The organism is Pseudomonas sp. Marseille-P9899, from assembly GCF_903166565.1.
Classification (GTDB): Bacteria; Pseudomonadota; Gammaproteobacteria; order Pseudomonadales; family Pseudomonadaceae; genus Aquipseudomonas; species Aquipseudomonas huaxiensis.
This window is the reverse complement of sequence record NZ_CAESCG010000006.1, coordinates 183,952-204,350: the sequence shown is the minus strand read 5'-3', so window position 1 is coordinate 204,350 and position 20,399 is coordinate 183,952. Positions and strand designations below refer to the sequence as shown.

17 protein-coding genes are annotated in these 20,399 nt (G+C 64.7%); 3 read left to right on the top strand and 14 right to left on the bottom strand.

The features are described 5' to 3' along the window. Positions 1 to 3 precede the first annotated feature (3 nt). Entirely contained in the window at positions 4 to 339 is a 336-nt protein-coding gene (locus HWV67_RS25290; protein WP_175653242.1) for an ArsR/SmtB family transcription factor, read from the bottom strand. Between the two features lie 50 nt (positions 340 to 389). On the opposite strand from HWV67_RS25290, the gene HWV67_RS25285 reads away from it, so the two are divergent. Continuing rightward, entirely contained in the window at positions 390 to 1,481 is a 1,092-nt protein-coding gene (locus HWV67_RS25285; protein ID WP_175653241.1) for an NADH:flavin oxidoreductase/NADH oxidase, read from the top strand. A 217-nt stretch (positions 1,482 to 1,698) separates the two neighbouring features. Beyond that, complete coding sequence (locus HWV67_RS25280) at positions 1,699 to 3,042, top strand: SPFH domain-containing protein (RefSeq protein ID WP_175653240.1); 1,344 nt, start codon at positions 1,699 to 1,701, stop codon at positions 3,040 to 3,042. A gap of 17 nt (positions 3,043 to 3,059) precedes the next feature. Here HWV67_RS25280 and HWV67_RS25275 read toward each other — a convergent pair whose 3' ends face one another. The 12 genes from HWV67_RS25275 to HWV67_RS25220 all read right to left on the bottom strand — a co-directional run bounded on the left by HWV67_RS25275 (position 3,060) and on the right by HWV67_RS25220 (position 18,596). Next, positions 3,060 to 3,977, bottom strand: coding sequence for a LysR family transcriptional regulator (locus tag HWV67_RS25275; RefSeq protein WP_175653239.1), 918 nt, complete (start codon positions 3,975 to 3,977; stop codon positions 3,060 to 3,062). An 85-nt stretch (positions 3,978 to 4,062) separates the two neighbouring features. Then, on the bottom strand, positions 4,063 to 5,418 hold the full coding sequence (locus HWV67_RS25270; RefSeq protein ID WP_175653238.1) for an FAD-dependent oxidoreductase: 1,356 nt from the start codon (positions 5,416 to 5,418) through the stop codon (positions 4,063 to 4,065). A 22-nt stretch (positions 5,419 to 5,440) separates the two neighbouring features. Further along, complete coding sequence (locus tag HWV67_RS25265) at positions 5,441 to 6,496, bottom strand: aromatic ring-hydroxylating dioxygenase subunit alpha (RefSeq protein WP_175653237.1); 1,056 nt, start codon at positions 6,494 to 6,496, stop codon at positions 5,441 to 5,443. 120 nt (positions 6,497 to 6,616) lie between these two features. Continuing rightward, a complete protein-coding gene (locus HWV67_RS25260) occupies positions 6,617 to 8,422 on the bottom strand; it encodes an ABC transporter ATP-binding protein (RefSeq protein WP_175653236.1) in 1,806 nt (601 codons plus the stop codon). 87 nt (positions 8,423 to 8,509) lie between these two features. Beyond that, positions 8,510 to 9,037: a DOPA 4,5-dioxygenase family protein gene (locus HWV67_RS25255; protein WP_110971933.1), complete on the bottom strand. Its 528-nt coding sequence runs from the start codon at positions 9,035 to 9,037 to the stop codon at positions 8,510 to 8,512. A gap of 14 nt (positions 9,038 to 9,051) precedes the next feature. Further along, positions 9,052 to 10,101: an amidohydrolase family protein gene (locus tag HWV67_RS25250; RefSeq protein WP_175653235.1), complete on the bottom strand. Its 1,050-nt coding sequence runs from the start codon at positions 10,099 to 10,101 to the stop codon at positions 9,052 to 9,054. Positions 10,102 to 10,122: 21 nt separating this feature from the next. Further along, positions 10,123 to 11,244: an ABC transporter substrate-binding protein gene (locus HWV67_RS25245; RefSeq protein WP_175653234.1), complete on the bottom strand. Its 1,122-nt coding sequence runs from the start codon at positions 11,242 to 11,244 to the stop codon at positions 10,123 to 10,125. After that, entirely contained in the window at positions 11,241 to 12,416 is a 1,176-nt protein-coding gene (locus HWV67_RS25240; RefSeq protein WP_175653233.1) for an ABC transporter ATP-binding protein, read from the bottom strand. The genes HWV67_RS25245 and HWV67_RS25240 overlap by 4 nt, the downstream gene beginning before the upstream one ends. 2 nt (positions 12,417 to 12,418) lie before the next feature. Further along, positions 12,419 to 14,245, bottom strand: coding sequence for an ABC transporter permease (locus HWV67_RS25235; RefSeq protein WP_175653232.1), 1,827 nt, complete (start codon positions 14,243 to 14,245; stop codon positions 12,419 to 12,421). A gap of 15 nt (positions 14,246 to 14,260) precedes the next feature. After that, positions 14,261 to 17,029 carry a TonB-dependent receptor gene (locus HWV67_RS25230; protein WP_175653231.1) on the bottom strand — a complete coding sequence of 923 codons (2,769 nt, stop codon included), beginning with the start codon at positions 17,027 to 17,029 and terminating at the stop codon, positions 14,261 to 14,263. 101 nt (positions 17,030 to 17,130) lie between these two features. Further along, positions 17,131 to 18,090, bottom strand: a complete 960-nt coding sequence (locus tag HWV67_RS25225) for a FecR family protein (RefSeq protein WP_175653230.1) — start codon at positions 18,088 to 18,090, stop codon at positions 17,131 to 17,133. Continuing rightward, positions 18,087 to 18,596, bottom strand: a complete 510-nt coding sequence (locus tag HWV67_RS25220; RefSeq protein ID WP_110971926.1) for a sigma-70 family RNA polymerase sigma factor — start codon at positions 18,594 to 18,596, stop codon at positions 18,087 to 18,089. The genes HWV67_RS25225 and HWV67_RS25220 overlap by 4 nt, the downstream gene beginning before the upstream one ends. Positions 18,597 to 18,832: 236 nt before the next feature. On the opposite strand from HWV67_RS25220, the gene HWV67_RS25215 reads away from it, so the two are divergent. After that, complete coding sequence (locus tag HWV67_RS25215) at positions 18,833 to 19,519, top strand: helix-turn-helix domain-containing protein (RefSeq protein WP_175653229.1); 687 nt, start codon at positions 18,833 to 18,835, stop codon at positions 19,517 to 19,519. Here HWV67_RS25215 and HWV67_RS25210 read toward each other — a convergent pair. Further along, entirely contained in the window at positions 19,496 to 20,395 is a 900-nt protein-coding gene (locus HWV67_RS25210) for a sterol desaturase family protein (protein WP_175653228.1), read from the bottom strand. The two genes, HWV67_RS25215 and HWV67_RS25210, sit on opposite strands and share 24 nt — an antisense overlap. Positions 20,396 to 20,399: the final 4 nt, after the last annotated feature.

Below are 20,399 nucleotides of genomic sequence, written 5' to 3'. Positions count from 1 at the left end.
GCCTCACTTGTGCGACAGGATCGCCCCGATCAACCCCGGAAAACGCCCGTCCAGCGCGTCGAGGCGCAAGGAGTTCATATGCGTGGTGCCGACTGAACGGGTCTGCACCAGGCCGGCGTCACGCAGCACACGGAAGTGATGGGACATGCTCGACTTCGGTCGCCCGCCGTCGAGTTCGCCGCAGGTGGCTTCGGTGACACCGGCCAGGCAGCGAACGATTTCCATGCGAACAGGGTCACTCAGAGCGTAGAGGATACGTTCGAGTACGAAGTCTTTGGGGTCGGGGTGTTTGTAGGCGCGCATGGTGCTGATGATAACGGAGGCTTCACTAAATGCCATAGTTCGAATACTATCGAACAATCGTATCAAAACCTGTCGGAGCCTCCTGCATGTCCAAACTCTTCCAACCCTACACCTTGAAAGACCTCACTCTGCGCAATCGCATCGCCATCCCGCCGATGTGCCAGTACATGGCCGAAGACGGCATCGTCAACGATTGGCACCACGTTCACTACGCCAGCATGGCCCGTGGCGGTGCCGGTCTGGTGGTGGTCGAGGCGACTGCCGTGGCGCCTGAAGGCCGCATCAGCCCCGGTTGCGCCGGTATCTGGAGCGACGCGCATGCCCAGGCGTTCGTGCCGGTGGTGAAGGCCATCAAGGCCGCGGGTTCGGTGCCGGGCATCCAGATCGCCCACGCCGGCCGCAAGGCCAGCGCCAACCGTCCGTGGGAAGGTGACGACCACATCGCTGAAGACGACGCCCGTGGCTGGCAGACCATCGCGCCGTCGGCCATCGCCTTCGGTCACCACCTGCCGAAAGTGCCGCGGGAAATGACCCTGGACGACATTGCCCGGGTCAAACAGGATTTCGTCGACGGTGCCCGTCGCGCCCTTGAAGCCGGCTTCGAGTGGATCGAACTGCACTTCGCCCACGGTTACCTGGCGCAAAGCTTCTTCTCCGAACACTCCAACCAACGCACCGACGCCTACGGCGGCAGCTTCGACAACCGTAGCCGTTTCCTGCTCGAAACCCTCGCCGCCGTGCGTGAAGTCTGGCCTGAGCACCTGCCGCTGACCGCGCGTTTCGGCGTGATCGAATACGACGGTCGCGACGAGCAGACCCTCAGCGAATCCATCGAACTGGCCCGCCGCTTCAAGGCCGGTGGCCTCGATCTGCTGAGCGTCAGCGTTGGCTTCACCATCGCCGAAACCAACATCCCGTGGGGCCCGGCCTTCCTCGGTGAAATCTCCCGCCGTGTGCGTGACGAAAGCGGTCTGGCAGTCACCTCCGCGTGGGGCTTCGGCACGCCGCAACTGGCGGAAGAGGCCGTGAGCTCGCGCCAACTGGACATCGTCTCGGTGGGCCGCGCCCATCTGGCCGATCCGCACTGGGCGTATTTCGCGGCGAAAGAACTGGGTGTGGATAAAGCATCGTGGGTTCTGCCGGCGCCTTATGCGCACTGGCTTGAGCGTTATCGCTGAGTTCGATTCGAACGTGGAGCGGGCCGCCTAGTGCGGCCCGTTTTGTTTTTGTTCGATCTGTCAGGCGAGTCCGAATACTGAATTCTCCCGGAGTCTGAGGAGTGAAGAAAAAACAGCTCTAATTCGTCAGACAATTCTCACAATCTGCTCCGAATCGCCTCATTGCGGGGGCAATGTGCAACGCAGAGCATGCTCGCTCCCATACAAGGAGGCCTTCATGCCCAACTCTTCACTGCACGACGTTGACGTTCCGCGCATAAGCCGCAAAGCCGTTGCCCTGGTTGCTGTCCCGCTGATCGCCATCGGTGCCTTTACGGCAACGTTCAGCCAGGTGTTTTTCTACAACGAAGCAGGTCATATGGCCCATGTGCGCACCATCTTCGGTGAAGAGAAGGTGGTCGAGGACGTTGGCTACGCCACTCAATGGTTTGGTCGCACCACCATGTGGAAGCGCACGATCGGTGTGCAATCGGCACTTCAGGGTGACACCCACGCGAGCGGCACTCCTACGGTGACCGTCGGCACCCTGCCGATCGTGTTCCTGGGTAACGTCGACGCCAAGGTCGAGTTCAGCACGCAGTTTCGCCTGCCGGCAGGTGATGCCTTCCTGACCATCGCGCAGGAATACCGAACCCCGGAAAACTTCATGCAGCGGGCACTGCTCCCGGCGGTCAAGGAAACCCTGCAAGCCACCGCGTCGCTGATGAGTGCGGATGACTACTATGCCGGCGACCGAAGCCAGTTCGGTGCCGAGTTCGAGAACCAGTTGCGCGACGGCCTTTACCTGACCAAACGCAAGGAAGTGCGTATTCAGCGCGACAACCCGCCGGCACAGACCGCTATCCTCCAGGCGGGCACCGAGCAGGGCCAATATGGCGACAACCTTGCTACCCGTTTCATCATCGAGAAGCTGCGCGATGCGAACGGCCTGGAGATTCGCAAGCAGCAACAATTCCGTCTATTCGGCGTGGATGTGGTGGACGCCCGGGTCACCCATATCGATCCCAATCCGCAATACCAGGAACGCATGGTGCGCGTGCAGCAGGCGCTGGCCGAACTGGCCGTCGCCCGGCAGAACCGGCTCAAGGAAGAGGAAGAAAAACAACTGGTCTCGGCCCGTGGCGCGAAGGATGTCGAGGCCAGGCGCCAGGAGAGCCTGCGCGAGCAGATCGAGCGCACCACACAGGCCGAGACCGAGAAACAGCTCACCCTGATCAATGCCGAACGTGAACAGCGGCGGGCCGAAATCGACAAACAGACCGCCGAACTGCTACGGGACCAAGCCCGCGTCAACGGAGAAGCGACCAAGATCACCGCCGATGCCGAAGCTTATGCACGGTCGGCGTCGCTCAAGGCTGACGGTGCCTTGCAGGCAAAACTCGAAGCTCTGGTGCGGATCAACCAGGCCTGGGCCGAGGCAGCGGCCCGGGCACCGGTGCCCTCGGTCATGATGGGCGGCGCTGAAGGCGGTGTCGGACGGCAGGACGAAATGAGCAAACTGATGAGCGTCCTGGCGACCAAGGCCGCGAAAGACCTGGTGGTGGATCTCCAGGCCAATTAGGCCGAGAAAACGCCCGCTCAGGCCTTGGGCGCAATCGCCCTTGCGGCCCCCAGCACCACAGTACGCAGCCACTTCGACGCCTGCGACCGGTGTTTGCGCGCATGCCACAGTTGGTAGTACCTCAACGGCGGCGCCGGCACCGGGAAGGGTTCGATGCGCAGCGGAAGCAGTTCGGTGTAGTGCTTGGCAAATGAGCGGGTGGTGGTGAACAGCAGGTTGGATTTCACCAGCACATAAGGCGCCAGGCAGAAATACGGCAGGGTCGTCGTGACCCGCCGCTCCAGGCCGGTTCCGGCCAGCTCGGCGCCGATGGTGCCCTGCCCGGAGGCGTTGTGGGTCATCACCGCGAGGTGATCCGCTTCGGTGTAGGCCTCCCGGCTCAGGCAGCCCGGACGGATGGGGTGTTCCTCGCGCAGCAGGCACACCAGATCGTCATCGCACAGCGGTTGCAGATGAAGGTGTTCGGCCGGCGTTCGCCAGTTGCCGATCACCAGGTCCAGATAACCTTCTTCCAGTCCACGTGAATACCCGCCCTCGGCCTGCAGGTGCGTCAGCTCCAGCGTGGCGAACGGGGCCTGGGCGTTGAAGCGTTCGATGATCGCCGGAACGAAAAACACGCTCAGGTAATCCGGGGTGCTGATTCGAAAGGTCTGCCGGGTGGTGGCGGGGTCGAAGCGGTCGATGGGGTTGATGATCTGCTCGATGCCTTCCAGCGCCTGGGCAACAGGGTCGATCAGCGACTGGCCATGGCTGGTCAGCAGCATGCGGCTGCCACTGCGCACCAGCAGTTGATCACCGGTCAGTTCGCGCAGGCGGCGCAGCGAGACGCTCACGGCGGGCTGGGTCTGCCCGAGCAGTTCGGCGGTGCGCGACACGCTGCATTCGGTCAACAGGGTGTAGAGCGTGCGCAGCAGTTGGGCATCGCAGTTGGGCATGGAAGTTCTCGGAAAAATGGCATCGCTATGTACCTGAATATATAGCGATGCCCAAAAGCGCGTCCATGCGCAGATGCTCCCTCTGTCAGCGCCAGTCCGGGAGCGCTTTCAGTAGTTCCGCCTTTTCCTGGGTGGCGGCGCCCATTAATACGAAGCCCTGCATGCGGCGGTGCTCGTCGTGGTAGAGCGAACGCACCGCGGCAATCCCCTTGTCGCAACGCTCGCCCAGGTCGGTGGACCACAGGCCGTTGCTGTCCAGCGGCGAGGCGACCACGGTGGGCAGAACGCTGGTCTTGATGGTCACCGGCATCGCCGGGTAGGCGACCGGCGTTGGTTCGCCGGCCAGCGTCCGGGCCAGGGCGCGGGCCTGGAGCATGATCGGCATCACGTAGGGCAGCACCAGGTCATGCACCCGCGCGCAGTCGCCCAAGGCGTAGATGTTCGGGGCGCTGGTGCGCAGGCAGGCATCGGTGATGATGCCGCCAGACACCGCGATCCCCGCCGAGCGGGCCAGTGCGCTGCGGGGTTCCAGACCGATGGCGCAGAGCACGTAGTCGACGTCGAGCCCTTCACCGTCGGCCATCTGCAACAGCAACCCCGAGCCGGTCCGCTGCACCGCCACCGGCGTGTTGCCCAGTGCCAGGTGCACGCCAATGGATTTCAGCGCATTGGCCATTTCCTCCCCGGCTTCGGACGGCAGCAAGCGGCTCAGCGGCCAGGTGGCGCGGTCGAGGACATGCACCTCGTGCCCCGCGTGACGCAGGTCGTTGGCGAACTCGCAGCCGATCAGCCCGGCGCCGAGAATGGCGATGCGGCTGTTGTCGCCGATGCGCTGGCGAAAGCTGCGGTAGTCCTCCAGGTCGTTGACCGTGATGACGGCGTCCACGCCATCGCCGGCCAGGGTCGGGCGGCGGGCATCGGCGCCCAGTGCCAGCACCAGCGACCGGTAGCGTTGCGGCTGGCCGTCGAGCCACACCAGTTGTGCTTCGGCATCGATACGCTCGACCTCGGTGCGCGGCCGGACCTGGGCCTTCAGTTGCACCGCCATCTGCTCGGCACTGGAGGTGACCAATTGGTCCGGCTGACGACCGGTCTGGAACGCATTGGACAGCGCCGGCTTGGAATAGAACTCGCCGCCGTCGCGGGTGACGATCAGGATCGGTGTGTCGGCATCGAGCTTGCGCAGCTCACGGGCCAGGGTGTAACCGGCCAGGCCCGAGCCGAGGATGACCAGCGGATCCGCCTGAGCTGCGGCCTGGGCTGGCGCTTCACTCGCGCCGACCCGGACCATATCGAAATCGGCCTTGCCGACGCCGCATTCCGGGCAGTACCAGTCGTCCGGCACGTCCTCCCAGCGAGTGCCTGCGGCGATGCCGTCTTCCGGCCTTCCGGCCGCCTCATCGTAGATAAAGCCGCACACCAGACATTCCCATGTGTACATGGTGAAACCTCCCGTCGATTGATCAGCTGGTGAAGGCGCGGCCCAGGCCCAATGCGCTCAGGGCGCGGCGGTAGGCCGTGGACGAACGGTCGGCGGGAATGTGGATTTCCAGCGACAGGTCCAGCGGCAGGTCTTCGGGGCGGCACAGTTCGACGATGTCGCGGTCTTCTTCGAACACCTGCTGATTGAAGGCGTACACGTCTTCCAGTGGCATGTGCTTGTCGAAGTTGCGAGTGATGGCGCAGAACATGCGGGTCTTGCGCGCCGAGATCGGGCTGGCCGCGTTGAGGATCACCAGGCGCTGGTGCGGGTCGGGGAAGTTGACCGTCAGGCGCGCGGTGAACGGCGCGAAGACATCGAAGGTGCGCGTCCAGAGGAAATCGTCCGGGGCGCGGTGCTGCATGGACTTGGGGAAGTTGCTGACATTGCTGATGTACTCGGCATGCACGCCATAGGGCGTGACCTGCGCCTTGTAGGTCGGCACCACGGGATTGTCGCGCTCGGCAAAGGCCTCATGGTGAATCCAGGCGAAGTGGGCGACATCGATGAAGCCTTCCACCTGACGCCCGGCCGAGGCGGCGATATCGATCGATGGTGGCAGGATGCGCTGGAAGCTCTCGTCGTGCCACGACGGCATCTCGGCGAAAGGCGCCTCGGTGCCGGACATCAACACCCAGATCAGGCCGTAGTCCTCGCGGGTCTGGTACATCTGGATGCGATGCCGCTCGGTGAGGTTGGCGTTGGGTTCGGAGGGAATCCGGGTGCAGCGGCCATCGGTGCCGAAGTGCAGGCCGTGATAGGGGCAGATGATGTTTTCGCCCTGGACCCAGCCCTTGCTCAGTGGTGCACCGCGATGGCTGCAGATATCGCGGGCGGCGTTCACCTTGCCGCCGGTGCGGTAGAGCACCACCGGCTCATCGAGCAGGGTGACGGCGTAGGGTTTGTCGGTGACCTCCGAACTGAAGGCCACCGGGTGCCAGTGCCGGGTGAGGATCTCGCGGTCGTGCGGGGTGAATGAGCTGGTCTTGGTGATCGGGTTCCAGGTCACGGTCTGGCAGGCCAAGGCGGCGGTGGACATTATTGTTCTCCTTGTTATGAGCTCTGCACTTGTCCAGTGCGAAGCCCATGCTAGAGAACCGGGCCAACCGCGCCCATGTCGCCAACCACATGTTGCCTATGTGTGATTCGTTATGGCCTTTCAGCCCACCGCATGCAGCGGCAGCACACCGCCCACCTGACGCTCCCACAGCCGGCGATATGCGCCATCGGGCCGCGACAGCAGTTCATCGTGCGAGCCGTCCTCGATGATCTGGCCGTTATCGAAAAACAGAATCCGGTCCAGTTGCGCCACCGTCGACAGGCGGTGGGCGACGACGAGTACGGTCTTGTCGCGCATCACTTCGGTCAGGGTGTCCTGGATGGCTTGCTCGGTGATGGAGTCGAGGCTCGCGGTAGCTTCGTCCATGATCAGGATCGGCGCGTTCTTGATGATGATCCGCGCGATCGCGATGCGTTGCCGTTGGCCACCCGACAGCCGCACGCCACGCTCGCCCACCAGCGAGTGGTAGCGCTTGTCCATTTTCTCGATGAAGTCATGGGCGTGGGCTTGCCGCGCGGCAGACTCGACATCCGACTCGCTGGCATCGGGATCGCCGTAGCGGATGTTATCCAGCAGGCTGCGGTGGAACAGGCCCGGCTCTTGAGGGATCAGGCCGATCTGCGAATGCAGGGAGTGCTGGGTGAACTGGCGGATGTCCTTGCCGTCGATGCTGATCACGCCTTGCTGCGGATCGTACTGACGCAGCAGCAGGTTGAGCAGCGACGATTTGCCGGAACCCGAATAGCCCACCAGACCGACCCGCTGTCCGGCCGGGATCACCAGATTGAGATTGTGAAACAGCACCTGGCCCGGCTGATAGCCGAAGCTGAGGTTGCGGATTTCAATGCTGCCCTTGGCGATGCGGATGTCGCGCGCCTGTTCGCTGTCGACGATCTCATGGGGCACGACGATGGTTCGCACGCCGTTCTCGATGTTGCCGAAGTATTCGAACAGGTCGAGAAAGCGCCGGCTGATGTTGCGCGCTTCGGCGATCACCACGAACGACAGCGTGGTGCTCATGACGAATTCGGGCACGCCGATCACGCCCTCGCGCCATTGCCACAGGGCAAAACCCAGCAGACCGATTTTCAGCACCAGTGAAGCACTGGTCTGGAACAGCACGATCTTTTCGTTGAAGCCCCAGGCACGTCGGGCGGCGTCCACTTCGCGGGAGAGGAATTGCTGCAGGTGCGCCCGTTCGAACCCGATGCGGGCGAACAGGCGCACCGCAGTCAGGTTGCTCACGGCGTCGACCACGCGGCCGGTGGTTTCGCTGCGGGCCGCGGAAAACAGCCGTGAATACGGCTGGCAACGCCGCGCCAGCACGGAGGACAGCAGCACGAAAGCGACGGACCAGACGAAGGTGAAACCGGCCAGCAACGGGCTGGCGCCGGCCAGAATGATCACCGCCACGGCCATGGTCACCAGCACTGGCATCACGTCGAAGATCAGCGCCCACAAGGTCATGTTGACGCCCATCGACGTCTCGGAAATGCGGTTGGCCAGGGAGCCGGCGAAGTTGCTGCCGATGTAGCGCTGGGAGTGGTGTTGCAGGTAGGCGAACAGGTGGGCGGTGACGCGGGTGCGTTGCAGCGGCGCCACATGCACCCGGCAAAAACCGGCGACGCGGCCAAACACCAGCTCGCCCAGGTTGAGCGCGACGAAGAGGATCAGCGGTGGCCAGACGGCGTTGAGGTCGCGCGGGCCGGAAAAGTCGTGGCTGAGTGCCCCGACCACCTGACCCAGTGCCAGCGACACGGTGACGCCGCAGGCCGAGGAGAGGATTTGCAAGGTCACGATCAGCAAATACCAACCGAGGAAATGCCGGGCGAATTGCAGGGTGAAGCGAAACGGACTCGAAGCCAGTGTGGGGATATGCGAGTCGGGAACCGTGGTCGACGTCATGGAAGTCCTTTGATTCAAACAGGCCGGATGACCGGTTCTGGCAGGCAGCGCCGCCCTCGCCGGGAGGGCTGGCGCTATCAGTGAGGGTCAGGCCAGTTTCGGCGCGGGCCAGTCGCGGGTCTTGTAGGTGTCGTCACCCGGGCGGTAGCGCACCGTCCCGGCAAGGTGCTGTTGCTGACCGACCAGCAGCACGCTGTTCACTTCGGTCGGTTCGCCGGCGAGGCGTTGCGCTTCTTTTTCGCGCATGCCGTCCAGCCCGAGGTCGAGCTGTTTGCCGAACCACAGCGTCAGGTAGGAGTGGTCGATGTAGACGTTCTCGGTGATCGCATGCAGCAACACGCTCAGGCCCTGGCGCGCTTCGAGAATCCAGTACACATAACGCTCGAAGTCTTCCTTGAGCAGGGCGAAGCGGAACATCGGTGTCGGGTGCAGGCCGTTGGATTGATCCAGCCAGCGGTAGTCCCAGATCTTGAAGCGGTCCTGCAGTTCTTCGTTGAGGCGTTCGGCGATGTGGCGGGTTTCTTCGGAGAAGTAGATGTGGCTGTGCCAGGCGACGATTTCGTCGATTTCGGCAGGCACATCGGGTACGGCAACACGTTGGGTGGTCACGGTCATGGCGGGTCTCTCTATCAGGTCAGGTCAGTCAGGGTCACGCCTTTGCTGCGCAGCAGCCGGGCGGGGTTGTGGAAAAAGATGTCGCGTTGCGCGGCGGCATCCAGCGGGGCGCGCCGGATGTTTTCGATCACCTCGCGGGTGTCGGCGAACGGCGCGTAGTCGGTGCCGAACACCACGTGCTCGTGGCCCAGCACCCGGGCGACATGGGTGATGGCCTCGGTGCCCCGGCCGGCGGCGCCGGTGTCGAACGTCAGGCGGGCCAGGCGCTTGCGGATGTCGGTGGCGCCGTAGCGTTCCGGCGCGGCGAGGAACTGCTCCAGCAGGTTGGCGAAGGTGCCGGAACCGCCGAGCATGGCGAACTGCACGGTGATGTCCGGGAACTCGTCCAGCAGGTCGGTGAACAGCAGCGTGAACACCGCATTGGCAAATCCGCTGGCCGTGGCGACCGCCGAACGAACCGCCGCGATATCCCGGGCCTCAGGCGCGGGCGGTTGGCCGCTGATGCTGGCGTGGCCATTACCGGTGTGCAGGTAGAGGTGCGAGCGGTGTTTTTGCGCTTCGACCAGCAAGGGCCGGATGTGCGCCGCCGCTTCGCTGGAGGCGAACACGTTCACCGGTAGTACCGCGCCGATCAGGCCCCACTGCTCATGGGCGCGGGCCAGCTCATCGACGGACCAGCCGATGTCCGAGGTGGACAGCGCGGCAACGGCGGAGAAGCGGGCGGGATGCTCGCGCACCAACTGACCCAGGTCCTTGTTGTAGGCCTGCCACAGTTCAAGCGCTTCGCCGGGTGCGGAAAGCGGATCGACGCCCAGTGTGGTGGGCCACGAAATAAGCTGGTGAACGATGCCCACCGAGGCCAGGTGTTCGAGCCGCAGGTCGAGGTCGAACCATTGCGGGCCCAGGTCGAAGCGTGCCGGCAGGGCATCGTCGACGCCGCGCACCAGCGCCACCGGTCCCGCTTGCGCACGTTCGATACGCACACCCTGGCGGCGCTCGCTCAGCAGGCGGGTGACGGTGGGGGAAAACCAGTGGCTGTGCAGGTCAATCTTCGGTTCAGGCATGTGCAATTCCTTGATCGTTGCTCACAGGGTTTGTTGCCAGAGTGCCCGCAGCTTGGGCACCCACTCTTTGAGGCCGCGCGCAGTGTCTTGCGGGCTGAGCATGTTGTGCCGGGCCTGTTCCGCGGCCGGGGCGGGCAGCCCCGGTGGCAGCGGGGCGTCGGGCATGTTGCCGAGCGAGAACGCCTCGCTCGCCAGCAATGCCTGGGCGTCGGGACTCATCAGCCAGGTCAGCAGCAGGCGTGCGGCATGGGGATGGGCGGGCTGGCGCACCAGCCCCTGGCCGAACGGCACCAGCAAGGTGAAGTCCGCCGGGTAGTCGATGGCGATGGGCACCCCCAGTTGTTGCTGTCGCATCAGCGGCGGCAGGTAGGCCCAGGGGTTCAAGGCCCGGCGCCCCTGCGCGAGGCTGATCACGCCGGCTTCCTGCGCACCGCCGGCGCCGCCGCGATCACGCAGCGCGGTCAGTTGCTCGACGCCAATGCGTTGCTGCACCAGCAGTTGCAGCAAGGCCACGTCGGTGGTGCCGGCCCCGCCGCCCGGCGCGCCGTATTCGAAGCTGTTGCGCCATTTATCGGCGAGCAGTTGTTCGAGATTGTTCGGCAGCGCCGCCTCGGCAACGCGCTGGGTGTTGTAGCCCAGGCCATAGACCTTGTTGAAGGTGAACCAGACCTGGTCCTTGTAGTGCCAGCGCGTGTCCAGATCGTCCGCGGTTGGCGGGCGCCAGCCTTCTAGGTAGCCGCGGTCGGCGATGTCCATGACCACGTTCACCGGTTGGCTGATCAGGTCGCCGTAGTGCGCGCCGGTGACTTTCTCGACGTCGAGCCGGTCGGTCACGGCGGTCGGCGACAGGTGCATGTAGGTCACGCGGATACCGGGAAAGGCCTGAGCGAACCGCGACCACAGCGGCTGCCATTCGTAGTCCATGGCCGCCTGATAGACCACCACCTGATGCTCGCCGGCCTTGAGCGCTTCGCGGTACAGCGACTCCATCGCCGCCTGCTGCGCGGCACTGCCGGTCAGGTCGCGGGTGCGCTGGGTCGCTTCCTCGTCGTTGAACGCGCCTTGGCGGGTGCCCAGGGCGAACACGCCGGCCAGGGCGGCGACCACCAGTGTCAGGCGCAGGCTGTAGGGCAGGCGCTTCATGCCGCCTCCCGTTCGGAGGGCGTGGCGGCGGCGGTGTCGTGCGCGGGCTGTTCGTCCCGCGGCATCACCACGGCGGCGCCAGGCTGGATCAGCACATGCACCGAGCGCCCGGACACCGACTCGCGGGTATGCGCTGACGTGCCCCAGACATCCAGCGCCAGGGTCACGGCGAGGGTGCGGTCTTCGACCACCACCTGGGCGAGGTAGCGGTCGCCGGCATAGGTCACCTGGGACAGGATGCCGGTCAGCAGGGTGGCGTTGTCGGGCACCGGATGATCCAGCGGCACCGCGACGATTTGCGCGGCGCGCAGTGCGAGCCACACCGGTGTTTCGGCGGCGAGGCCGATGGGGTTGCCGGAGACAAGCTGCAAGTCGCTGCCGGCGAGGGCAACGTGGGCCAGTTCGCCCGAGGTCTTGCTGATCTGGCCGCGCAGCAGGTTTTCGAAACCGACGAACTCGGCGACGAAATGGGTGCGTGGCGTTAGGAATATTTCGCTGGGTGTGCCGATCTGTTCCAGCCTGCCGGCGTTCATCACCGCGATGCGGTCCGCGAGTGCCAGCGCCTCGGCATGGTCGTGGGTCACGTACACCGCGGTGTAGCCCAGTTCGTCATGGATGCGGCGCAAGTCCTGACGCAGGCGAATGCGCAGTTGCGCGTCCATGTTCGACAGCGGCTCGTCGAACAGCATCAGCGCCGGGCGGGCCACCAACGCCCGCGCCAGGGCTACACGTTGCTGCTGGCCGCCCGACAACTCGGCCGGGTAACGGTCGGCGTAGCCTTCGAGGCCCACCAGTTGCAGCGCTTCGATGACCTGGCGGTGTTGCTCATCGCCAAGGCGGGTGCGGGTCTTGAGCGGGTAGGCGACGTTCTGCCTGACCGTCATGTGCGGCCACAGCGCGTAGTTCTGGAACACCATGCCGATGTTGCGTTTTTCCGGCGCGACGAACAGGCCCTGTTGCGTATCGGCCACGGTGCGCTCACCCAGCAGGATCTGCCCGGCGTCCGGTTCTTCCAGGCCGGCGATGCAGCGCAGCGTGGTGGTTTTGCCGCAACCGCTGGGGCCGAGCAGCACGAAGAACTCGCCGTGCTCGATCTTCAGGTCGAGGTGTTCTATGGCATTGACGCGCCCGTCGAAGGCCTTGCGTACATGGTTGAGGGTTACGCTGCTCATGGTCAAAAGCCTCCCGACGTGCCGGCGGTGAGACCGAGGGCACGTTGCTTGTTGCGGTGATTGTTGAGGTGACGTGCGCGCCGAAAGGCCCAAAGGGTCAAAAGGCTCGCGCCCCAGAGCGCGACCGAAAACGCCATCAGCACCATCAGCAGGGCGGCCGCCATGCTGTAGTCGCCGGCGCTTTGCAGGTTGTAGGTGATGACCGCCAGCGTGTTCACGCCGGGGGACTTGAGCAGCAGCGGCACTTCCAGGTTGCCGGAGACCATCAGTGCGCTCATGAACCAGCCGGCAATGAAGCTGGGTGCGGCGAGCGCCAGGACGATCTCGAAGAAGGTCTGCACGGGCCCGGCGCCACTCATGCGCGCAGCCTCCGAGAGCGACGGGGCAATCTGCGCGGTGGCCGACAGCGCGATCTGGCTGGCGAACGGCATGGCGGTGACGATCAGCGCCAGGGCCACCAGCCAGATGGAACCGTACAACTGGGCGAACGCCGGGATGCTCAGCCACGCCCACGAGATCGCCACGGTGGTGACCACGCCGGGCATGGCCAGCGGAATCAGGGTGGCGAAGCGCAGCGCCGCCTGGCTGCGGCGGCCCAGTTGCCGGGCGAGGGTGGCGACGCTGAAGGCCAGGGTCATGACCACCGCGCCGACAATCACCCCGAGCACCAGCGTCACCCGGATCGCTTCGATCACCCGCGGCTGCTCCAGAACGCTGACGTAGCGGGCCAGCGACAAGCCGCTGTAGACCCCGGGGTAAGGCTGGATGGAGGAGAACGCCAACGCCCCCAGCGGCAACACGAATGACACCAGCAGAAACAGCACCACCAGCGCGGAAACCAGTGAGCGCAGGCCGCGCAGTCGCAACAGCCGGGCGCGGGAAAACTTGCCGCTGACCGACACGAAGCCCTTGCGCCCCAGCACCCGCAGTTGCCCCAGGTAGATCAGGGCGACGAAGGCCACGAACAGGCTCGACAGGATGCTCGCCTGGGCGTAGTCGGCGGGCCCGGCGCCACCGCCCAGCAGGTTCAGCAGCAAGGTGGCGATCACCACGATGTTGTCGGGGCCGCCCAGGATCAGGATCGGCTCGAACACCTGCAGCCCGGCAATGATTCCCAGCAGGGCGACGCTGGTCAGCGCCGGCGCAAGGCTGGGCAGATTGATGCTGAGGAAGGTGCGCAACGGCCCGGCGCCCGACAGGTAGGACGCCTCGTCATGGGAGCTGTCCAGCGCCCGGAAGGCGCCGGCGATGAACAGGTAGGTCAGCGCGACTTTCTTCAGGATCAGCACGGTGTAAATGCCCCACCAGCCCTGAATGTTCAGCCACGGCGTCTCGATGCCCAGCCCGTGGCGCAGGGCATCGTTGAGCAGGCCGGTCCATGGGTTGGCCAGTTGGGTGAACGCGATGGCATAGAAAATCCCGGGCGTGACGAACACCAGCAGCATGCTCGGCATGATCCAGCGGCGTACCCGCAAGTCGGTGCGCTCGCTGATAAACGCCAGGGCGATGGCCAGCAGCAGCGAGGCGCTGGTGCTGACCAGCGCGATCTTCACCGAGGCCCAGACCGCCGCGAGCATGCCGGGGTTGTGGAACGCCACGCGCCACGCGGCCAGCGTCCACTCGCCCGGCAGAAACGGCGCCTTGCTGCGGAACGCACCCACTACCAGCATGATCAGCGGCCAGACGAACAGCACCGCGATCAGGCCGAGAAAGGGAATGAACCACGCAGTCTTCACCAGTGCCCGTGGGCTGGCCCGGTGTCCGCTCAACCGGGCGAGCTTGATGAACAACCGCTGCGGCGGCGGGGCGCTGTGAATGTCTCGATTCATGCTGCTGTTCCCCGTTTAGAACTGGTAGTTCAAACCGACGTAATAGAAACCGCCGGACGCACCGGCCGGGGCGATGAAGCCGTAGCGGTTGATGCCGTTGACCTGGTTGAACGACTTGTACTTCTCGGGATAGGTATCGAAGAGGTTGTTGGCGCCCACGTTCAGGCCCAGCTCGCGGGTCAACTGGTAGCGCACGTCGAGGTCCACGACCCATTGCGCGCTGAAGGTCTGGTCCTGGCTGGCGAGGGTGGGGTGGTTGTAGGTGTATTCGCCGAAGCGGGTGGCCTGGACGTTCACGCCCCACTTGCCCAGGGTGTAGTCGCTGGACAGGATCAGCTTGTTTTCTGGCGTGCCGTTTTCCGGGTTGAGCAGCACGTCGCGGGTGAACAGGGTGGTTCCGGTGCGGGTCGGCACGCTGCCCTGTTTCACGTTGCTGACCTTGGTGTCGGTGACGCTGAAACCGGCGCCGAGGTCCAGCCGGCCGAACTCCTGAAGGTCCAGCCGGTGCTTGAGCTGGGCGTCGATGCCGCGGGTCTTGGTGTCATAACCGTTGGTGTAGAACGAGGCGCCGGTAAATGCGCTGAGGCCGGCCTGGGCGAGGATGTCGCGCACGGCCGTGGAGCTGTTGTTGGCGGGGTCCTGCAGGGTCGAGGTGGCGAGGATGTTGCCGTCGATATCGATGCGGTAGGCGTCGATGGTCAGCGATGTGCGGTCGGTGGGTGTCCACACGAAACCGAGCGACAGGTTGCGGGCTTTTACCGCGTCCAGCTCCTTGGCACCGAAGGCTGCCACGGCGCTGTCGCCAGGACGAAACAGACGGGTGCGGCCTGGCGCGGCGGCGCCGCCGTCAAAGCTCCAGTTGCCGGTGTAGGTGGTGGTCTGGGTCGACAATTGGCCCAGGCTCGGTGCGCGGTAGCCGGTGCTGAAGGTGGAGCGCACGGCGAACTCCGGGGTGAAGGTGTAGCGCGCCGACAGCTTGCCGTTGACCGTGTCGCCGAAGTCCGAATAGTTCTCCGCACGCAAGGCGGTGCCCAGTTCGAGGTTCTCGGTCAGGTGACCTTCGAGGCCCGCGTAGAGCCCGTAGACGTTGCGCGACAGGCTGCCAAGGTCGTCCGGGTTGATCCCGGCGATGTCCACCGCGCCAAACCGCGCGCGCTGGCCGGCGCCCAGTTGCCCTGCGGGGATCAGCCCGCCGCCGTAGTCCCAGGATTGCTCGTCGCCGATCTCGTTGATGGCGAAGTTTTCATGCCGGTAGGCGGCGCCGCCCGACAGGGTCCAGGGCGACGGTGCCCAACTGAAGTTCAGCTCGTGGTCCCAGTCGAGTGCAAGGTTAGTGGTCTTGCTCTCGCTGGCGCCGCGGTAGAAGTGCGTTGCGGTGGCCAGGCCGTAACTCGGGCTGAGGCTGTTTTCCAGGTAACCCTTGACCTCGTTCTTGCCGTACGACACCGACAGGTCGAAGTTGCCGAGCAGATCGTCGGCGTACTTCAGGCCGGCGACGGCTGACTGGTCATAGCGTTTTTCCGACACCCGTGGCTGAAAGCCGTTGGGGTAAATCGCCTTGATGTTGTCCCGCGAGCTTGCGTAGTTGGGGTTCACATCGTTGATGTTGTTCGAGTAGCCGTAGTTGAGCGTGGTGTAGAGCCTGGCCTGGTCGTTCAGCCCCAGTTCGGCGTTGGCCAGCAGCGAGCCCTGTTCGCGTCCGCCCTGGCCCCAGCGCCCGGTTCTCAGGTCGCCGGCGGGGCCTGCGTTGACGTACTGGTGATCGACGCCGCTGCGGTCCACCGGGTTGTTGCTCAGGCCGTCGGCGCTGAGGGTGAGGAAGCCGTCGCCCGGCAGGCTGGTGCCCCACCAGCCGCTGGCGTTACGGGTTTCGCCGTCGCCCTTTTTGTACTGGCCGTAGCGGGTCTGCAGGCCGCCGCCGCTGTCGCGCTCCTTGAGCACGATATTGAGCACGCCGGCGATGGCATCCGAGCCGTACTGCGCCGAGGCACCATCACGCAGGACTTCCACCCGCTCGATGGCGCTGATGGGGATGTTGTTGAGCTCCACCAGTTGGTCGGCGCCCCATGGATCGACGCCTGACAGGCGCCCGGTGGGGTTGCGGCGTTTGCCGTTGACCAGGATCAGCGTGTAGGCGGGGCTCAGCCCGCGCAGGGAGGCGGCGCGAACCGCGCTGGTGCCTTTGGAGGCGTTCTGGCCCTGCGGGAAGTTGAACGACGGCACCAGTTGGGTCAGCGCCTGGTTGAGCGTGACGGCGCCGGTGTTCTGGATTTGCTCGGGGCTGATCAGCTCCACGGGCGCCAGGCTTTTCAGCGCCGTGACGTCCTGACGCCGGGTGCCGAGCGTCACCACGGTGGCCAGCGTCGTATCGGATTGCGCCGCCGGGGACGAGGTGTGCGCGCGGCTGGCTTTGACCGGTTGCGTCGCTGAGCGCTTGGCGCCGGCGAGGCTGATCACGATGGCGCCGCTGGGTGTGTAGTTGGCCTGCAGGCCGGTGTCGCGCAGTGCCCGGTCGATCGCCTGGTCGCGGCTGAGGTCGCCACGAATGGCCGGGCTGTTCAAGCCTTCCAGCGAGGCCTGGTCGAAGGAGATCGGCGTGCGGGTCTGGTGAGAAATCGTCAGCAGGGTGTCGGCGAGCGGGCCGGCGTCGATGGCGAAGTACTCGCGGTGCTGATCGGCTTTGGCGCTGTCATCAGCCGCCGCGATTTCCGGCACCGCGGCGAGGCTCAGCAGCAGGGCATAGGCGAGGGGGGCAAGGGCGAAGGTTCGGGACGGTGTCGGCATTTCGAATTTCACTATTCACGGAGATGTAACCTCCATGAGCAACTGCTTCAGTGAATTTTCAGTTTTGCCCTAGATCGTTTTGGCTTATCGATAGAACCAGCTCAGGCGCGCTCAATGCTGATCCAGTACGCGCTGAAGCGACGCACCTTGATCGGCAGTTGCTGTTCGAGCATTTCCAGCGACTGGTCGCTGTTGTCCAGCGGGTACAGGCCGCTGACGGTCAGGTCGGCAAGGCTGCTGTCGAGCCGGACGATGCCCGGTCGGTAGCTGCGGATCGTCTCGACGACCTCAGCCAGCGGCTGGTTGCGCGCTTCCAGCCAGCCATCCAGCCAGGCCGCTTCGCCTCTCATCAGCGGTTGTTGATGGACGATGGCCTTGTCGTCGAACAGCACGCTGCGGCGCGACTCGATGGTGACCACCGCGCCGCGCTCGGGTATCAGCCGCAGTGGCCCGTCCAGCGTGGCAATGCGCGTCGCATCGGGGTTCTGGCGGACCATCAGGCGACCACCGTTGCTCCTGATCACGCCTTGGGCCGTGCGCAGGACAAACGGCACATGGGCGTCCTTGGCCACGTCGAGCACCAGCTCGCCCTGGTGCAGTTGCAACTGGCGCTGATTGTCGACGAAGGCGGTGGACACCCGGCTGCGGGCATTGAGTTGCAGGCGGCTGCCATCGACCAACTGCCAGTTGCGGCGCTCTGCCGTGCCGGTTTGCAGGTCATTGGGCGAGGGCCACTGCACCGCGCGACCCAGCAGGCCGATCGACAGGGCCAGGCCGCCGAGTGCCAGGCTGTTGCGCAAGAACGTGCGGCGTCCGGACGGCGCGTTGATGGCGTGGAGTATCGGCGCGCTCGGGCGTCCGCGCAGGGGCGAGCCCTGCGCGGTATCGAGCCCGATCTGGATCCGCCTGAAAGCGGCGGCGTGACGGCTGTCGGTGGCGCGCCACGCTTCGAACGCCTGGTGCTCGCCGGGGCTGACTTCGCCGGACTGCAAGCGCACCATCCACAGGATGGCTTCTTCGGCGATCGGGTCTTTGAAGGCCCGGTCAGGTGCATGCTTCATGAATCGAATACCTGATAACAGCAACGCAGTGCCTGGGCCATGTAGCCGTGAACCGTGCCGAGGGAAATCCCCAGCCGTTCACAGATCTTCGAATAGGGCAGGCCCTCGATCTGGTTGAGGATGAACACCGCTTTGGCCTGGCGATTGAGACCGTCCAGCAACTGGTCGATTGCCATCAGGCTTTCAATCAGCATCATCTGCTCTTCAGGTGAGGGATGAAAAACTTCGGGGATGTTTTGCATGGCCTGCAGATAGGCGCGCGACAGGTCGCGACGCCGCCAGCCTTCATAGATCAGCCGCTGGGCGATGGTGCTCAACAAGGCCCGGGGCTCGCGAAACGCGGCCGGATCGGGCATGGTCAGCACGCGGGCGAAGGTTTCGGCGGCGATGTCTTCTGCATTGTGGGGACAGTCCATGCGCGAGCGGACGCGCGCGCAGAGCCACTGGTAATTGAGTTTGAAAAGCTGCCCGATTCGTTCCCGATTTTCCGCGCTTGAAGCAGTCATGTCTTTCACGCAAAAAAAGCTGCTGCCTTGCCCCTGTGTAAGGTGTTCAGCCAGCGATTCGATCTTGGCGTCCTTTCGTGACGGTGCGCCCTGTCCATTTGCAACAGACAGTGGGCGGACTATGAACGAATGGTACTGAGTGGTGAAAGAATAAAAACGGCGAAGTAAATGCCGTTTTTGAATAAGAAGCGCGCAACGCTGTTTGGCGACATTAGCTAAAAAACTCGGAGGAACCCGTGCAACAGCAGCAACCGGACCCGCGCTGGCAAGGCGACCTCTGGCTGGCGACCGACTACTGCCTGATCGCCGGCCGGGCAGGCCACACCGACGACCACGCGCACTATCCCCATCAGGTGCTGATCGCCGCTGAAGGCAGTGTCGAGGCGCTGGTCGACGGCTCGCTTGAGCGCGGCGCCGTGGTGCCGATAAAGTCGGGGAAGCAACACGCGATCCTCACCGAGCAACCGCTGCTCAGCCTGTTCGCCGAGCCGTTGGCGTTCGAATTGCCGGCATTGCGACTTGCCTGCGAGCAGGCTGGGGGCGACCCTCGTCAGTTGATCGAAACGCTGAACACTCTTCCCCGCCGTGCCTTGCAGCCTCGGTTATCCAAGGCGCTGCAGCGTATTCGCCTGCTCGACGCCGACACGCTGCCGGCCTCCGTGCTGGCCAACGAGGCGGCACTTTCCATCAGCCAACTGGAGCGTTTGTTCAGCGGACAACTGGGCGCGTCCGTGCGCCGGTTGGTGCTGTGGCAGCGCCTGCGGTTTGCCTTGCAACTCGCCTTGTCGGGCAGCAGCCTGACCACCGCGGCAGCGACCGCCGGCTTCGCCGATTCGGCGCATTTGTCGCGCTGTATCCGCCGCCACTTCGGCATTCGCGCCGACCACAGCGTGCGCCATCTACGCCTGCACGTGATCGGCTAGCGCATCGCGCAGGCCTGCTGGCAAGGGTGCGGGCGGGTGCGTCGCCTGGGTGCCGGTAAATGGCTGGCGCAGTTGCGCCCCGTAGTCCACCGGGTAGTCGGGGTGGTCGCCGATCCCCAGGTCATCGTTGGCCAGCGCGTAATCCGGCAAATGCAGGGCGGTGCCCAGCAGGCGATCCCAAACGCTGAAGAACAGCGCGAAATTCACATCGCCGTTGGTCCCGTATTTCAAGTGATGCAGGCGATGCACCGGCGCCCAGGCGAACACATGGCGCAGCGCGCCGAGGCGCATATCGACATTGCTGTGTTGCAGCAGCAACTGAATGGAAATGCTGAAGGCCAGCAGGGCCGTCACCTCTTGCGGCAACCCGCACAGCAGCAACGGCAACGTCCCGCCCAGGGCTTCGAGCAACTGGTGCAGCGGGTGCTTCATCAGCCCGTTGAAACCATAGAGCCGGGTGACGCTGTGATGCACCGCATGCAACCGCCATAACGGTGCGCAACGGTGGCTGGCGTAGTGCACCAGGGTGATGCCCAGATCCGCGATGGGCAGCGCGAGCAGCAATTGCGCACCAACCGGCCAGTGGCTCGGCCAGATACCGAGGTCGGGCAGCACCATGGCGATCAGGGGGATGGCGGCCACGCTCAGCACGTTGAGGCTTTCGTTGACGGCGGCGTGAAGGGCGTCCCGGCGGCTGTCGTTTTGCGGCGTGTTCCAGTGCGGCCGATACGGCCACAGGCGCTCGCAAAGAGCGCTCACGCCTATCGCCGTCAGCAGCAATAACAGCAGCCAGCCGAGGCTCGCGCCGTGGGTGATGAGAAACACCCCGGCACCGATGAAACCGAAGAAAAACACTGGACCGTACAGGCTGCGCATCTCG

Bases quoted from the DNA above. Each gene is read 5' to 3' on its own strand.
- HWV67_RS25290 (WP_175653242.1), bottom strand. From the start codon at position 339: ATGGCATTTAGTGAAGCCTCCGTTATCATCAGCACCATGCGCGCCTAC.
- HWV67_RS25285 (WP_175653241.1), top strand. From the start codon at position 390: ATGTCCAAACTCTTCCAACCCTACACCTTGAAAGACCTCACTCTGCGC.
- HWV67_RS25280 (WP_175653240.1), top strand. From the start codon at position 1,699: ATGCCCAACTCTTCACTGCACGACGTTGACGTTCCGCGCATAAGCCGC.
- HWV67_RS25275 (WP_175653239.1), bottom strand. From the start codon at position 3,977: ATGCCCAACTGCGATGCCCAACTGCTGCGCACGCTCTACACCCTGTTG.
- HWV67_RS25270 (WP_175653238.1), bottom strand. From the start codon at position 5,418: ATGTACACATGGGAATGTCTGGTGTGCGGCTTTATCTACGATGAGGCG.
- HWV67_RS25265 (WP_175653237.1), bottom strand. From the start codon at position 6,496: ATGTCCACCGCCGCCTTGGCCTGCCAGACCGTGACCTGGAACCCGATC.
- HWV67_RS25260 (WP_175653236.1), bottom strand. From the start codon at position 8,422: ATGACGTCGACCACGGTTCCCGACTCGCATATCCCCACACTGGCTTCG.
- HWV67_RS25255 (WP_110971933.1), bottom strand. From the start codon at position 9,037: ATGACCGTGACCACCCAACGTGTTGCCGTACCCGATGTGCCTGCCGAA.
- HWV67_RS25250 (WP_175653235.1), bottom strand. From the start codon at position 10,101: ATGCCTGAACCGAAGATTGACCTGCACAGCCACTGGTTTTCCCCCACC.
- HWV67_RS25245 (WP_175653234.1), bottom strand. From the start codon at position 11,244: ATGAAGCGCCTGCCCTACAGCCTGCGCCTGACACTGGTGGTCGCCGCC.
- HWV67_RS25240 (WP_175653233.1), bottom strand. From the start codon at position 12,416: ATGAGCAGCGTAACCCTCAACCATGTACGCAAGGCCTTCGACGGGCGC.
- HWV67_RS25235 (WP_175653232.1), bottom strand. From the start codon at position 14,245: ATGAATCGAGACATTCACAGCGCCCCGCCGCCGCAGCGGTTGTTCATC.
- HWV67_RS25230 (WP_175653231.1), bottom strand. From the start codon at position 17,029: ATGCCGACACCGTCCCGAACCTTCGCCCTTGCCCCCCTCGCCTATGCC.
- HWV67_RS25225 (WP_175653230.1), bottom strand. From the start codon at position 18,090: ATGAAGCATGCACCTGACCGGGCCTTCAAAGACCCGATCGCCGAAGAA.
- HWV67_RS25220 (WP_110971926.1), bottom strand. From the start codon at position 18,596: ATGACTGCTTCAAGCGCGGAAAATCGGGAACGAATCGGGCAGCTTTTC.
- HWV67_RS25210 (WP_175653228.1), bottom strand. From the start codon at position 20,395: ATGCGCAGCCTGTACGGTCCAGTGTTTTTCTTCGGTTTCATCGGTGCC.